This is a genomic window from Pseudomonas sp. BE134, from assembly GCF_031456105.1.
In the GTDB taxonomy this organism is placed as follows: domain Bacteria; phylum Pseudomonadota; class Gammaproteobacteria; order Pseudomonadales; family Pseudomonadaceae; genus Aquipseudomonas.
Window position 1 is genome coordinate 19970 of the sequence record NZ_JAVDUA010000005.1, and the last position, 13988, is coordinate 33957.

Here is a 13988-nt window from a genome sequence, read left to right on the forward strand (position 1 = left end):
GGGATAGTCTTGCGGCAGACTTTCCAGGGATGATTTTATTTTGATCAGGCCGTTTCCAAGCCTTGGGTTACTTGATCGCGTTTTCCGCGTTTTGTTTCCGGGTGTGTTGCTTTTGTTACTCAACGGTTGCGCCAGCGTCAGCTATTACGGTCAATTGGCCAGTGGCCAGCTGCAACTGCTGCAGTCTCGTGAACCGGTGGCCGAGGTGATTGCAGATCCCTCCCGTGATCAGAAACTGCGCGCCCATCTGACCCAGTCACAAAAAGCCCGGACATTCGCCAGCGAGCAACTGCACCTGCCGGATAATCAAAGCTACCGGCTATATGCCGACATTGGCCGGCCGTACGTGGTCTGGAATGTCTTCGTCACGCCTGAGTTTTCCCTGACGCCGCAGAACCATTGCTTCCCGATCGCAGGTTGTGTCGCCTATCGCGGTTACTACAGCCAGAGCGCCGCCCGCGGCGAGGCAGCCGTGCAGCGCCTTCAAGGAATGGACGTATCGATTGGCGGCGTCGAGGCTTACTCGACGCTTGGCTGGTTCAACGATCCGATCATCAGCTCGATGATGGGCTGGGGTGACGAACGGCTGGCCAGCCTGATTTTCCATGAGTTGGCGCATCAACGTATTTATGTGAAGGACGACACGGAGTTCAACGAGTCTTTCGCCACCTTCGTCGAACAGGAAGGCACCCGCCAGTGGCGCGCATCCCGCAATCTGGCGCCAGACAACGGCACACAGGAACAGCGACGGGATCAATTTATTCAACTGGTGCTGGATACTCGCACGCGCCTTGAAAAACTGTACGCCCAGCCATTGCCGGCGGATCAAATGCGCCAGCGCAAGGCTGCCGAGTTCGAGCGGCTGCGCAGCGAATACCGGCAGTTACGCGATAGCCAATGGGCTGGGGACAAACGCTATGACGCCTGGATCAGCGCGCCGATGAACAATGCCCGGCTGTTGCCGTTTGGGTTGTATGACCAATGGGTGCCGGCGTTTAGCGTGTTGTTCAGGCAAGAGGGTTGGGATTGGGTGAGGTTTTATGCGGCGGTCGAACAGCTGGGGGCGTTGCCGGTTGGGGAACGCAAGGCGGCGTTGAGAGCCTTGGCAAAATCGAAAATTTCCGCTGGTTGAGCGGGCCTCTTCGCGAGCAAGCCCGCTCCCACATTCAACCAGGTTTATCCATTGAGGAATGCGATCGAATGTGGGAGCGGGCTTGCTCGCGAATGGATTTATCAGCGCTGCAAAAACGCCTGATGCATCTCATCCAGCGTTTCGAAATGATAGGTCGGCGCTTCTGCACTCAGCTCTTCGTGGCTGCCGAACCCATAACCCACAGCCGCCGAGTCCAGCCCATTACTGCGCGCACCGATCAGGTCATGTTTGCGGTCGCCGATCATCAGTGTGTTGGCAGGATCCAGACCTTCTTCAGCCATCAGATGCGCAATCAACTCAACCTTATTCGTACGCGTGCCATCCAGCTCACTGCCGTAAATAACTTTGAAGTGTTTAGCGAAGTCGAAGTGCCGGGCAATTTCCCGGGCGAAAACCCAAGGCTTGGACGTGGCGATGTACAACTGCCGCCCTTGCCCGCTCAACGTTTCCAACAGCGGGGTGACGCCATCAAACACGCTGTTCTCATACAGACCGGTGACCTTGAAGCGCTCACGATAGAAATTCACCGCTTCCCAGGCCTTGGCCTCATCGAATTCGTAAAACTGCATGAACGCCTGCAACAGCGGCGGGCCGATGAAGTGTTCCAACTTTGTCAGATCGGGTTCATCGATGCCCAGTTTGCTCAGGGCGAACTGGATCGAACGCGTGATGCCTTCGCGCGGGTCGGTCAACGTGCCATCGAGGTCGAATAAAACGGTTTGGTAATGCATGACTATTCCTGGGCAATAACGGGGCAGGGTCAGAGCTGGTCGTAACCTTCAGCCAGATGCAGATCCTTGAGCTTCACGTAATTCGCCGCGCTGTAGGTGAAAAAGGCGTTCTCCTTGTCGGTCAGTGGGCGGATCTGTTTCACCGGGCTGCCGACATAAAGGAAGCCGCTTTCCAGGCGCTTGCCCGGCGGCACCAGGCTGCCAGCGCCGATGATCACCTCATCCTCGACCACCGCACCGTCCATGACGATGCTGCCCATGCCGATCAGAACCCGGCTGCCCACGCTGCAACCGTGGAGCATGACTTTATGCGCGATGGTCACGTCGTCGCCGATCAGCAACGGAAAGCCATCGGGGTTGAACGGGCCGGCATGGGTGATGTGCAAAACGCAGCCGTCCTGAACACTGGTGCGCGCGCCAATGCGGATGCGGTGCATGTCACCGCGGATCACTGTCAGCGGCCAGACAGAGCTGTCTTCGCCGATTTCGACGTCGCCGATCACCACCGCCGAGCCGTCGACAAAAGCGCCTTTGCCCAGCAGCGGCGTGTGGTTCTGATACTTGCGAAGGGTCACGATAGGGTTTCTCTCTGTTGCTGATAGCTGCGGTGAGCGTCGATTGTAATTAAGATGGCCGCATGTTTCTTCCAGCCAAGGTGCCAACCGTGAGCGTGAACAACCCTCTTTTGCAGTCCTATGACCTGCCACCGTTCTCGGCGATCCGTGCCGAACACGTGCAGCCAGCCATTGAACAGATCCTGGCTGACAACCGCGCCGCCATTATCGAGATCCTCAAGACCCAGGGCAAACAACCTACCTGGGCTGGTCTTGTACTGGCAATGGATGAACTCAACGATCGCCTGGGCGCGGCCTGGAGCCCGGTCAGCCACCTGAATGCCGTGTGCAACAGCGCCGAATTGCGTGAAGCCTATGAATCCTGCCTGCCGGCCTTGAGTGCCTACTCCACCGAACTGGGCCAGAACCGCGAATTGTTCGAAGCCTTCGAAGCCTTGGCCAACAGCCCGGAAGCCGCCGGTTTCGATGTGGCGCAGAAAACTATCCTGGAACACTCACTGCGTGACTTCCGCCTGTCGGGTATTGACCTGCCAGAGGCCGAGCAAAAGCGTTACGCCGAAGTGCAGAGCAAGCTCTCGGAACTGGGCAGCCGCTTCTCCAACCAGCTGCTCGACGCCACTCAGGCCTGGACCCGGCACGTCACCGATGAAGCCAGCCTCGCCGGCCTGACCGATTCGGCCAAGGCGCAAATGGCCGCCGCCGCACAGGCCAAAGGCCTGGAAGGCTTCCTGATCACCCTGGAATTCCCGAGCTACTACGCGGTGATGACCTACGCCCACGACCGGGCCCTGCGCGAAGAAGTCTACGCCGCCTACTGCACACGTGCGTCGGACCAAGGCCCGAATGCCGGCCAGAACGATAACGGCCCGGTGATGGAAGAAATCCTCGACCTGCGCCAGGAACTGGCCAGGCTGCTGGGTTTCACCAGTTTCTCCGAGTTGAGCCTGGCCACCAAAATGGCCGAGTCCAGCGATCAGGTGCTCAGCTTTCTGCGTGACCTGGCCAAACGCAGCAAGCCGTTTGCCGCGCTGGACCTGGAACAGCTCAAAGCCTATGCCGCCGAACAGGGTTGCCCGGACCTGCAAAGCTGGGACAGCGGTTTCTACGGCGAGAAGCTGCGCGAGCAGCGTTACAGCGTGGCTCAGGAAGCCCTGCGCGCCTACTTCCCGATCGACAAGGTGTTGGGTGGCTTGTTCGCCATCGTCCAGCGTCTGTACGGCATCGAAATCGCCGAGCAGAAAGGCTTCGATACCTGGCACCCGGATGTTCGCCTGTTTGAAATCAAGGAAAACGGCCAGCACGTCGGCCGCTTCTTCTTCGACCTTTACGCCCGTGCCAACAAACGCGGCGGTGCTTGGATGGACGGCGCTCGCGACCGTCGCCGCACGGCCGAAGGCGCGTTGCAAAACCCGGTGGCCAATCTGGTATGCAACTTCACCCCGGCCGACAGCGGCAAGCCTGCACTGCTGACCCATGATGAAGTCACCACCCTGTTCCACGAGTTCGGTCACGGCCTGCACCACCTGCTGACCCGCGTCGAACACGCCGGCGTCTCAGGCATCAACGGCGTGGCTTGGGATGCCGTCGAGCTGCCGAGCCAGTTCATGGAAAACTGGTGCTGGGAGCCAGAAGGCCTGGCGCTGATCTCCGGTCATTACGAAACCGGCGAGCCACTGCCTCAAGACCTGCTGCAGAAAATGCTCGCGGCGAAAAATTTCCAGTCCGGCCTGATGATGGTCCGTCAGCTGGAGTTTTCGCTGTTCGACTTCGAACTGCACGCCACCCACGGTGATGGCCGTAGCGTGGCGCAGGTGCTTGAAGGCGTGCGTGATGAGGTATCGGTCATGCGTCCCCCGGCCTACAACCGTTTCCCGAACAGCTTTGCGCACATCTTCGCTGGCGGTTACGCGGCGGGTTACTACAGCTACAAATGGGCGGAAGTGCTGTCCGCCGATGCGTTCTCGAAGTTCGAAGAAGACGGCGTGCTCAATGCCGAGACCGGTCGCGCATTCCGCGAAGCCATTCTGGCGCGCGGTGGCTCCCAGGAACCGATGGTGCTGTTCGTCGACTTCCGTGGCCGTGAGCCCTCGATTGACGCACTCTTGCGCCACAGCGGCCTGAGTGAGGACGCGGCAGCATGAGCGAGGGGCCTGTGATTACCAAAAAACGCTTTATCGCCGGGGCGGTCTGCCCGGCGTGCAGCGAGCCGGACAAGTTGATGATGTGGAACGAAGACGAAGTCCCACACCGCGAGTGTGTGGCCTGCGGTTATTCCGACACATTGAATGAACAAGGCCTGTCCGTGCCCAAGGAGTTGGGCACGCGGGTCAATACTTCGGCGCTGAAAGTGCCGGACGCCAAGGTTCAGGCCGTACAGTTTTTCCCGAACCCGAAGCTGAAGAAAAAGCCTGACGAGCAACACTGAGTGACCACCACCTTGCGCCTTTGAACCGGGCTCAAGGTGGTGCCCTCCCCCCTGTTTATTCAACGTGAGCGGATTTCAACCAGCTCTTCATCGAACATGCGGCGAACGGGGTGGTGCTGCAATCGCCATTGGCCAACGCGGTGCGAAGTTTGTCGACATCGGCCTGCATCATGTAGCGCACGCCATCCTTGAAATGAGTACTGTCACCAAAGCCGCCCCGCGTCATTTCGTCCAGGGCGTCTTCCTTGCTCCAACCCTGGATCACGACCCGATACATGGCCGCCATCAAGCCCGTGCGATCCGACCCGTGTTTGCAGTGCATCAACACTGGGCCATGGGACTCGGCAGTCTGAATGGCACGAAGGGCTTTAAGGACATCCTCGTCATCTACGTGATTGGTGCGATAGGGCAACTGGACCTGAGTGATACCCGGCGTAGACAACCAGCTTGAATCCGTCTCGGGCAGGAAATTGATGACGGTTTTCACCTTGAGTTTTTCCAGCAACGCAATGACGCCACGGTCAGGCAAGGCGCTGCGGTAGAGCGTCGGGGACATTTGAAAGAGGTTGTATTGCATTTCCACCGGTTGAGCCCATTCCGCCGGACGAGGGGACGTGCTGTCATCCGCATGGACCAGAGTCAGGTTGAAAAATGCGGCCAGTGATATCAGAAACGTCGCAGAAAATAGGCGCAGTCGGGACATGCTCGGGCAACCGTATGGGAATCGGGTGGCTAGGTGTCACAGAGCTTCGGCTCCAAGCAGTCAAAGGCCTGTGAGCCGGCTGTCAAAGAATTGTGAATGGAATGGCTTATCCCGGCTTTATTCGCGACACCTATAAGCCTCTATAAAAAAACGACACGGAGAAGTTCCGTGTCGTTTATTGCAATCAATACTTATTGATTGCAGGAGTTAAGCTGCTTTCAAGGATTAATAATCTTCGAGTAGGCTTTCGCCAATGCAATCAAAACAACTTTGTCCTGCGCATCGATTGCACCATCGCCGTTGACATCAGGTGTGTTGCCCATGGTAAAGGTGATGCCGCCATCGTTGGACACAGCCTCGCGAGTACTGGAGTCCAGCAGAGAGTAGGTGGGCGCACGGTTTTCAGGGTCATAACCCTCTTCCTTTAACGCGAACTGCATGGAAACCCGAACTTCTTTTGGACTAACGATAGAAGGCGCTTGTAGTTGCAGAAATACACCGCGCTGATTGTAGCCAGACATTTATTAAATCCTTTTAATATTGAGAACACGACAACTTCGTGTGAAGCGAAGAATACTGATAACACCATTAAAAGTACTACGCGCTTTATGTTTCGCATAATGACAAAACTCAAAACTGTCAGGTGCTGAACGGCACTGTTCGATTGCGTCAAACCCGGATACTGTATGCACATACAGCTAAAGGATATTGTCGATGACTACGCCCTTGCCTCCTCGTGGACGCGGCACCGCGACCAACCCGCACAACCGTTTCGCACCGAATCGTTCGGTGACCGAGGATGACGGCTGGTATCAGGAGGTACCTGTCACCCAAGGCACCGAGGTGCGTATCGAAACGGCGAAAACCATCATCACCCGCAACAACTCGCCGGACTTGCCCTTTGATCGCTCGATCAATCCCTATCGCGGCTGCGAACACGGCTGCATCTATTGCTATGCGCGGCCCAGTCACGCTTATTGGGACATGTCGCCGGGGCTGGATTTCGAAACCAGGCTGATCGCCAAGACCAACGCCGCCGATGTACTGGAAGAACAACTGAGCAAACGCGGCTATCAATGCGCGCCAATCAACCTGGGTTCCAACACCGATCCTTACCAGCCCATCGAGCGCGAGCACAACATCACTCGCAAAACCCTCGAAGTGCTGCTGCGTTACCGTCATCCGGTGACCATCATCACCAAAGGCTCGCTGATTCTTCGTGATCTGGACCTGCTTGCCGAACTCGCCGAGCAACGCCTGGTGGCGGTAATGATCAGCCTCACCACCCTCGACGACGAACTCAAGCGCATCCTCGAACCACGTGCCGCAGCACCCAAGGCCCGGTTACGGGCTATACGCGTGATGCGTGAAGCGGGAATTCCGGTGGGTGTGTTGTGCTCGCCGATGATTCCGATGATCAATGACAGTGAACTCGAAAGCTTGCTCACGGAGGCTCATGGGGCCGGCGCGCAAAGTGCGGCGTACATGATGTTGCGCCTGCCACTGGAAGTGGCGCCGCTGTTCGAAGAATGGCTGGCGGCCCACTATCCCCAGCGTGCCGCTCATGTATTGAGCCTTATCCGCCAGAGCCGTGGCGGCGAGCTCTATGACAGCCGGTTTGGTGCCCGGATGCGCGGCGAAGGCCCCTTTGCCGACCTGCTGGCGCAACGTTTTTCCAAAGCCATAAAACGCCTGGGACTTAATCGTCGCGAAGGTTTTGATCTGGACTGCGAAGCCTTCTGTCCGCCGGGTCGCCAGATGTCATTGATTTGAGGACAATTGGCCTAAAGTTGAGTTGTGAGAAATACCTTACGCCTTCGGCTGGTCACGTTTTTTGTGACCTGGAACACGCGTTCTAGAGCGCTCTATTCAGTTTGAGTTAAGTTTCGGCCGCTACCTTGTTCATCGAGTGACTGATGGGTCGAGTTGATGACCTGGATGTTTTTTAAACAGCCACTGGCTTCACATCGGACAAAACGGGAAACTTCCCTGACTCCGCCAATGAGGATGAATTCATGAGTGACAAGGATAAACAGCCTTCCGCTGCGTCGGCGCAAGTACTCCCCGAGGCGGAAACCGCCGATGCAGCGCTGCAGCATATCGTTGACGGCTTTTTGCATTTTCATCACGAGGTCTTTCCACAGCAGGAAGAGCTCTTCAAAAAACTCGCCACGGCCCAGAGCCCCAGAGCGATGTTCATCGCCTGCGCCGATTCGCGCATCGTTCCTGAACTGATCACCCAAAGCGCTCCTGGCGATCTGTTCGTAACCCGTAACGTCGGCAACGTTGTACCGCCTTACGGGCAAATGAACGGCGGTGTTTCCACCGCCATCGAATACGCGGTCCTGGCCCTCGGCGTGCAGCACATCATCATATGCGGGCACTCCGACTGCGGTGCGATGCGTGCGGTGCTGAACCCACAAAGCCTGGAAAAAATGCCCACGGTCAAAGCCTGGCTGCGTCACGCCGAAGTGGCAAAAACCATGGTCCAGGAAAATTGCCATTGCGCTGACGAAAACGAAAGCATGCACATCCTCACCGAGGAAAATGTGATCGCTCAGCTACAGCATTTACGCACGCATCCATCGGTAGCCTCACGCATGGCCAACGGTCATCTGTTTATCCATGGCTGGGTGTACAGCATCGAAACCAGCGAAATCAAAGCTTACGACGCGGACCAGGGTTGTTTCCTGCCGCTCGATGGCAGCCATCCGATTCCGGTGGCAACGCCCAAAGCGCGTTTCTAAAACCTCCTAAATCCCCCGCGTGGTGTTTGCCGAGGCTACTGATTCAGTAGCCCGGCTTAGCCATGCCTGAAAAAAGTCGGGAGCGTCAACATGCGTGCTGCGCAACTTAAAGCTGTTTTGCCACGGGAGCTATTGGCTTCGGTGGTCGTGTTCCTGGTCGCCCTGCCCTTGTGCATGGGTATCGCCATCGCTTCGGGGCTGCCACCAGCCAAGGGTTTGATCACCGGGATCATCGGCGGTCTGGTCGTGGGTTGGCTTGCCGGCTCGCCGCTGCAAGTCAGTGGCCCTGCGGCGGGCTTGGCGGTTCTGGTGTTCGAACTGGTGCGCCAGCACGGCATCGCCATGCTCGGCCCCATCCTGCTGCTGGCGGGGTTAATGCAATTGGTCGCCGGGCGCCTGAAACTCGGTTGCTGGTTTCGGGTCACTGCGCCAGCGGTGGTGTACGGCATGCTCGCCGGGATTGGCGTGCTGATCGTGCTGTCGCAGGTGCACGTCATGCTCGACGGGGTACCCAAGCCTTCCGGACTGGATAACCTGGCAGCCTTTCCAGTCGCAGTGTTGCAGGCCCTGCCGTCGCTGGGATGGCAAGCCGGGTTGCTTGGGCTGTCGACAATGGCGGTGATGTGGCTGTGGGAAAAATTCCGGCCCCATTCCCTGCGGTTTGTTCCGGGAGCGCTTCTGGGCGTAGGTCTGGCAACAGTCGCCAGCCTGATGCTCGCGTTGCAGGTCAAACGCGTGGAAGTCCCTGCCAACCTGGCCGAGGCCATCGATTGGCTGAAACCCGCTGACTTACTCAATCTGGCGGACCCGACGTTGCTGGTCGCCGCATTCGCCGTGGCGTTTATCGCCAGCGCCGAAACCCTGCTGTCGGCGGCCGCAGTGGACCGCATGCACAGCGGCCAGCGTTCCGACTTCGACCGGGAATTGTCGGCGCAAGGTGTGGGCAACATGCTCTGCGGTTTATTGGGCGCGTTGCCTATGACGGGCGTGATCGTACGCAGTTCCGCCAATGTCCAGGCCGGCGCCACCACGCGACTGTCGACCATCTTCCACGGTCTGTGGCTACTGGCGTTCGTGTTGTTGCTATCGAGTGTGTTGCAAAGCATACCGGTAGCGAGCCTTGCCGGTGTGCTGGTCTACACCGGTTTCAAACTGGTCGATCTCAAGGCCTTTCGCGGTCTGGGCCGCTATGGCCGGATGCCGATGTTCACCTACGCGGCGACTGCGCTGGCGATCATCTTTACTGACCTGCTCACAGGTGTGTTGATTGGCTTCGGCCTGACCCTGGCCAAACTGGCCTGGAAGGCTTCACGACTGAAAATCAGCTTGATCGACTTGCCGGCAAAGGGAGAAATGGAGTTGCGGCTGACGGGCGCAGCAACCTTTCTCAAGGTGCCGGCGCTGACCCAGGTGCTGGGCACCATTCCCGCAGGTGCAACGGTGCATGTGCCGCTCAATAACCTGAGCTACATCGATCACTCGTGCCTTGAGTTGCTTGAGGAATGGGGTCGGGCGAATGCGGCCAAGGGTTCGATACTACTGATTGAAGCGCGGGGGTTGAAGCGCAGGTTGGAAGGGCGGTTGCGGACCACATCCGGCGTAGGTGCTGCCGGGTAGATAAATCCGTGTAGAAGTGAGCCTGCTCGCGATAGCGGTGTGTCAATCGACATCAATGTTGAGTGAACTATTGCCATCGCGAGCAGGCTCGCTCCCACAGGGGTCAGTGTTGAATCTAAAGGGTCAAGCCGCCGGCTGATCCAGCTCCAGGCCTACGCCCAATCGGCGCGACATGCACGGCCAGCGCTTCCACGCGGCGCCGGTGTCCGGGCTATTGAGTTTCTCACGGTAGGCTTCCACCGATTCCAGCGCAAAACTCTCTTCGTTGAGCATCTCGTCGATGGTGTGATGTACCGCTTCGTCCAGTTGGTTGGCAAATTCCTCACCGATCAATTGGTGAGCAATCAAGTTGGCGACCGTCATGTCCAAGGGGATCAGTGGCTGGCCGAAATGCTTGATGTACAGGTCATTGACCTCTTCTACAAAGCGGTGCGCCAGGTAGGCTTCGTCCAGCAGGCTGTCCAGACCGACATGCCCGGCCATGATTGCCGGAGGCTGGAGGAAATACTGCTCGGCGATTTTCAGCACCGGTTTGATTTGCGATTCGATGCCCGCTTCCCTGGCGACTTCATTGGCTGCGTCCAGCAGGTCGGGCACTTCATCTATGTAGGCGCAAACAAAACGTGTCAGTACGCCATTGGCATCGGCCTCCGGCAATTGGATAGCAGGGTGAAGGTGAGGCAGTTTGGTCTGCAACTGACGTGTCAGCAGGCCGGTCTCTTTCTCGTGTTGTTGGGCTTTTTGGATCTGCTCGCGCAATGCGGCGGTGTTCATGAAAACTCCAGGATTCAACGGCAGTGAAATAGGAAAGACATAACTTAGCTGCCTTATGAAAAATGCTAAGACGCATTTGTCATAATTGTTTCATCCTTGAGACGCCTCCGTTATATCGGTTTGCCACCACTCGTCTGCATCCTTCTCCATTCTTGACCTTGAACGCAAGTCCCAGCTGTTTCAGATCATTTACGCCTTCACGTTGCGAGGTGGCAGTCGCTGTCTATACTCGGGATGGAATGGAGTTAGCTGATGACGCCCGACTGCACACGCAGCAAGGCTCGGCGATTCAAGTTCGTAGTCTGAAAAAGCCGCTCCCTTGCCGCAGGTGAAAGCCGGCGGGATAACAAGAACGATAAGGGGAACCCGCAATGATGCGACATCCACACGTCTGGATGGGCCTCCTGTTGTGGTCGATTTTCAGTCAGGCACAAGCCGCCTGGACTGTGAATATGGCGCCGGGAGCGACTGAAATCAGTCACGCAGTATTTGACCTGCACATGACCATTTTCTGGATCTGTGTAGTGATCGGCATCATCGTCTTCGGCGCCATGTTCTGGTCGATGATTCTGCACCGCCGCTCTACCGGGCAGGTGGCCGCAAAATTTCATGAAAGCACCACCGTTGAAATCCTCTGGACCATCGTGCCCTTCCTGATCCTGGTGGCCATGGCGGTGCCCGCGACGGCAACCCTGATCAAGATGTACGACGCCAGTGAGCCGGATATCGACATCCAGGTCACGGGCTATCAGTGGAAGTGGCACTACAAATACCTGGGCCAGGACGTTGAGTTCTTCAGCAACCTGACCACCCCCGCTGACCAGATCCACAATAAGGAAACCAAGGGCGAGCACTATTTGCTCGAGGTCGACAAGCCGCTGGTGCTGCCGATCGGCGCGAAGGTGCGCTTTCTGGTGACCTCCGCCGACGTCATCCACTCCTGGTGGGTCCCGGCCTTCGCGGTCAAGCGCGATGCGATCCCGGGGTTCGTCAACGAAGCCTGGACCCGCGTCGACAAGCCGGGCATCTACCGCGGCCAGTGCGCCGAGTTGTGCGGCAAGGACCACGGTTTCATGCCGATTGTGGTCGAGGTCAAGGAAAAGGCCGATTACGAAAAATGGCTCGCCGAACGCAAGGCTGAAGCCCTGCAACTCAAAGAGCTGACCAGCAAGGAATGGACCCTCGACGAGCTCAAGGAGCGCGGCGACAAGGTCTACCACACCACTTGCGTCGCCTGTCACCAGGCCGAAGGTCAGGGCCTGCCGCCGATGTTCCCGGCACTCAAGGGCTCGAAAATCGCTACCGGACCAATCAAGGACCACCTGAGCATTGTCTTCCACGGCAAGCCTGGCACCGCCATGGCGGCGTTTGGCAAGCAGCTGTCGGAAGTCGATATCGCGGCGGTCGTGACCTACGAACGTAACGCCTGGGGCAATAACAAGGGCGACATGGTCACTCCGAAAGAAGTGCTGGAGCTGAAACAGGCGGAAAGCAAATGACCCGGTCTATTGCGCACCCAAGGAACCGGTCGGGGCTACGCACCCCGGCTTGCCCAGCCCATCTGTTTGCAGGAGACAGAACATGACTGCTGTAGTCGATGAACATGTTCATACCGCCACCGACCACGCCCACGGCCCCGCCAAAGGCCTGATGCGCTGGGTGCTGACCACCAACCACAAAGACATCGGCACGCTGTACCTGTGGTTTGCGTTCTCCATGTTCTTGCTGGGGGGCTCGTTCGCGATGGTGATTCGCGCCGAGCTGTTCCAGCCGGGGCTGCAAATCGTCCAGCCGGAATTCTTCAACCAGATGACCACAATGCACGGTCTGGTGATGGTGTTCGGTGCGGTGATGCCGGCCTTCGTCGGCCTCGCCAACTGGATGATCCCGCTGATGATCGGCGCGCCGGACATGGCACTGCCACGGATGAACAACTTCAGCTTCTGGCTGCTGCCGGCGGCGTTCCTCCTGTTAGTGTCGACCCTGTTTTCCCCCGGTGGTGGTCCGAACTTCGGCTGGACGTTCTACGCCCCGCTGTCGACGACCTACGCACCGGAAAGCGTGACGTTCTTCATCTTCGCCATCCATTTGATGGGGATCAGTTCGATCATGGGCGCGATCAACGTGATCGCGACCATCCTCAACCTGCGCGCCCCCGGCATGACGTTGATGAAAATGCCGCTGTTCGTCTGGACCTGGTTGATTACCGCGTTCCTGCTGATCGCGGTGATGCCGGTACTGGCCGGATGCGTGACGATGATGCTGATGGACATCCACTTCGGTACCAGTTTCTTCAGTGCCGCCGGTGGCGGTGACCCGGTGTTGTTCCAGCACGTGTTCTGGTTCTTCGGTCACCCCGAGGTGTACATCATGATCCTGCCGGCCTTCGGTGCCGTCAGCTCGATCATTCCGGCCTTCTCGCGCAAGCCATTGTTCGGCTACACCTCGATGGTCTACGCCACGGCGAGTATTGCGTTCCTGTCGTTCATCGTCTGGGCGCACCACATGTTCGTGGTCGGCATTCCGTTGGTGGGCGAGTTGTTCTTCATGTATGCGACGTTGCTGATCGCCGTACCCACCGGGGTCAAGGTGTTCAACTGGGCCAGCACCATGTGGCAAGGCTCGCTGACCTTCGAAACGCCGATGCTGTTTGCGGTGGCGTTCGTGATCCTGTTCTCCATTGGTGGCTTCTCCGGGTTGATGCTGGCCATCGCACCGGCGGACTTCCAGTACCAGGACACCTACTTTGTGGTCGCACATTTCCACTATGTACTGGTACCGGGGGCGATTTTCGGGATCTTCGCCTCGGCCTACTACTGGCTGCCGAAATGGACCGGTCACATGTACGACGAAACCCTTGGCAAACTGCACTTCTGGCTCTCGTTCATCGGCATGAACATGGCGTTCTTCCCGATGCACTTCGTGGGCCTGGCCGGCATGCCACGGCGGATTCCGGACTACAACCTGCAATTCGCCGACTTCAACATGGTCTCGTCGATTGGCGCGTTCATGTTCGGTGCCACGCAGCTCTTCTTCCTGTTCATCGTGATCAAGACCATTCGCGGCGGCCCGCCAGCACCGGCCAAACCGTGGGATGGGGCTGAAGGGCTGGAGTGGAGCGTTCCGTCACCGGCGCCGTATCACACCTTCACCACGCCACCGGAAGTGAAATGAACCCCCTGACCTTTGTAGGAGTGAGCCTGCTCGCGATGCAGGCGGCGCGGTGTGCCAGATACACCGCTATCGCGAGCAGGCTCGCTCCC

Annotated in this window: 13 protein-coding genes; 8 read left to right on the plus strand and 5 right to left on the minus strand. The window is 58.0% G+C overall.

Going from position 1 to position 13988, the window contains the following annotated elements:
• Nucleotides 1-40 precede the first annotated feature (40 nt).
• The gene (locus tag J2Y56_RS06030; RefSeq protein ID WP_310349217.1) at nt 41-1132 is read left to right on the plus strand and encodes an aminopeptidase; all 1092 of its coding nucleotides are present in this window, start codon (nt 41-43) and stop codon (nt 1130-1132) included.
• Nucleotides 1133-1233: 101 nt separating this feature from the next.
• Here the strand turns inward: J2Y56_RS06030 and J2Y56_RS06035 are convergent, their stop codons facing one another.
• Together J2Y56_RS06035 and J2Y56_RS06040 are read right to left on the minus strand one after the other, a co-directional pair.
• Nucleotides 1234-1884: an HAD family hydrolase gene (locus J2Y56_RS06035; protein ID WP_310349219.1), complete on the minus strand. Its 651-nt coding sequence runs from the start codon at nt 1882-1884 to the stop codon at nt 1234-1236.
• Nucleotides 1885-1913: 29 nt separating this feature from the next.
• Nucleotides 1914-2459 carry a gamma carbonic anhydrase family protein gene (locus tag J2Y56_RS06040; protein ID WP_007947908.1) on the minus strand — a complete coding sequence of 182 codons (546 nt, stop codon included), beginning with the start codon at nt 2457-2459 and terminating at the stop codon, nt 1914-1916.
• A gap of 62 nt (nt 2460-2521) precedes the next feature.
• Between J2Y56_RS06040 and prlC the strand changes: the two genes are divergently transcribed.
• Complete coding sequence (gene prlC / locus J2Y56_RS06045) at nt 2522-4600, plus strand: oligopeptidase A (protein ID WP_310349222.1); 2079 nt, start codon at nt 2522-2524, stop codon at nt 4598-4600.
• Nucleotides 4597-4884: a YheV family putative zinc ribbon protein gene (locus J2Y56_RS06050; protein ID WP_008152496.1), complete on the plus strand. Its 288-nt coding sequence runs from the start codon at nt 4597-4599 to the stop codon at nt 4882-4884. Before prlC ends, J2Y56_RS06050 begins: the two co-directional genes overlap by 4 nt.
• 55 nt (nt 4885-4939) lie before the next feature.
• Here the strand turns inward: J2Y56_RS06050 and J2Y56_RS06055 are convergent, their stop codons facing one another.
• Together J2Y56_RS06055 and J2Y56_RS06060 are read right to left on the minus strand one after the other, a co-directional pair.
• Nucleotides 4940-5587: a dual specificity protein phosphatase family protein gene (locus J2Y56_RS06055; RefSeq protein WP_007947911.1), complete on the minus strand. Its 648-nt coding sequence runs from the start codon at nt 5585-5587 to the stop codon at nt 4940-4942.
• Nucleotides 5588-5805: 218 nt separating this feature from the next.
• The gene (locus J2Y56_RS06060) at nt 5806-6108 is read right to left on the minus strand and encodes a hypothetical protein (RefSeq protein WP_223520545.1); all 303 of its coding nucleotides are present in this window, start codon (nt 6106-6108) and stop codon (nt 5806-5808) included.
• Nucleotides 6109-6301: 193 nt separating this feature from the next.
• Here J2Y56_RS06060 and J2Y56_RS06065 point away from each other — a divergent pair, with 193 nt between their 5' ends.
• The 3 genes from J2Y56_RS06065 to J2Y56_RS06075 all read left to right on the plus strand — a co-directional run bounded on the left by J2Y56_RS06065 (nt 6302) and on the right by J2Y56_RS06075 (nt 9951).
• Nucleotides 6302-7360 carry a PA0069 family radical SAM protein gene (locus J2Y56_RS06065; RefSeq protein ID WP_310333263.1) on the plus strand — a complete coding sequence of 353 codons (1059 nt, stop codon included), beginning with the start codon at nt 6302-6304 and terminating at the stop codon, nt 7358-7360.
• A gap of 242 nt (nt 7361-7602) precedes the next feature.
• Nucleotides 7603-8334 (plus strand): carbonic anhydrase, encoded by a 732-nt coding sequence (locus J2Y56_RS06070; protein WP_150779504.1) that lies wholly within the window; start codon nt 7603-7605, stop codon nt 8332-8334.
• A 90-nt stretch (nt 8335-8424) separates the two neighbouring features.
• A complete protein-coding gene (locus J2Y56_RS06075) occupies nt 8425-9951 on the plus strand; it encodes a SulP family inorganic anion transporter (protein ID WP_310349228.1) in 1527 nt (508 codons plus the stop codon).
• Nucleotides 9952-10074: 123 nt separating this feature from the next.
• Here the strand turns inward: J2Y56_RS06075 and J2Y56_RS06080 are convergent, their stop codons facing one another.
• Entirely contained in the window at nt 10075-10725 is a 651-nt protein-coding gene (locus J2Y56_RS06080; protein WP_007947916.1) for a hypothetical protein, read from the minus strand.
• Nucleotides 10726-11096: 371 nt separating this feature from the next.
• On the opposite strand from J2Y56_RS06080, the gene coxB reads away from it, so the two are divergent.
• Nucleotides 11097-12224: a cytochrome c oxidase subunit II gene (coxB, locus tag J2Y56_RS06085; protein WP_007947917.1), complete on the plus strand. Its 1128-nt coding sequence runs from the start codon at nt 11097-11099 to the stop codon at nt 12222-12224.
• A gap of 82 nt (nt 12225-12306) precedes the next feature.
• Nucleotides 12307-13899 (plus strand): cytochrome c oxidase subunit I, encoded by a 1593-nt coding sequence (gene ctaD, locus J2Y56_RS06090; protein WP_007947918.1) that lies wholly within the window; start codon nt 12307-12309, stop codon nt 13897-13899.
• Nucleotides 13900-13988 lie beyond the last annotated feature (89 nt).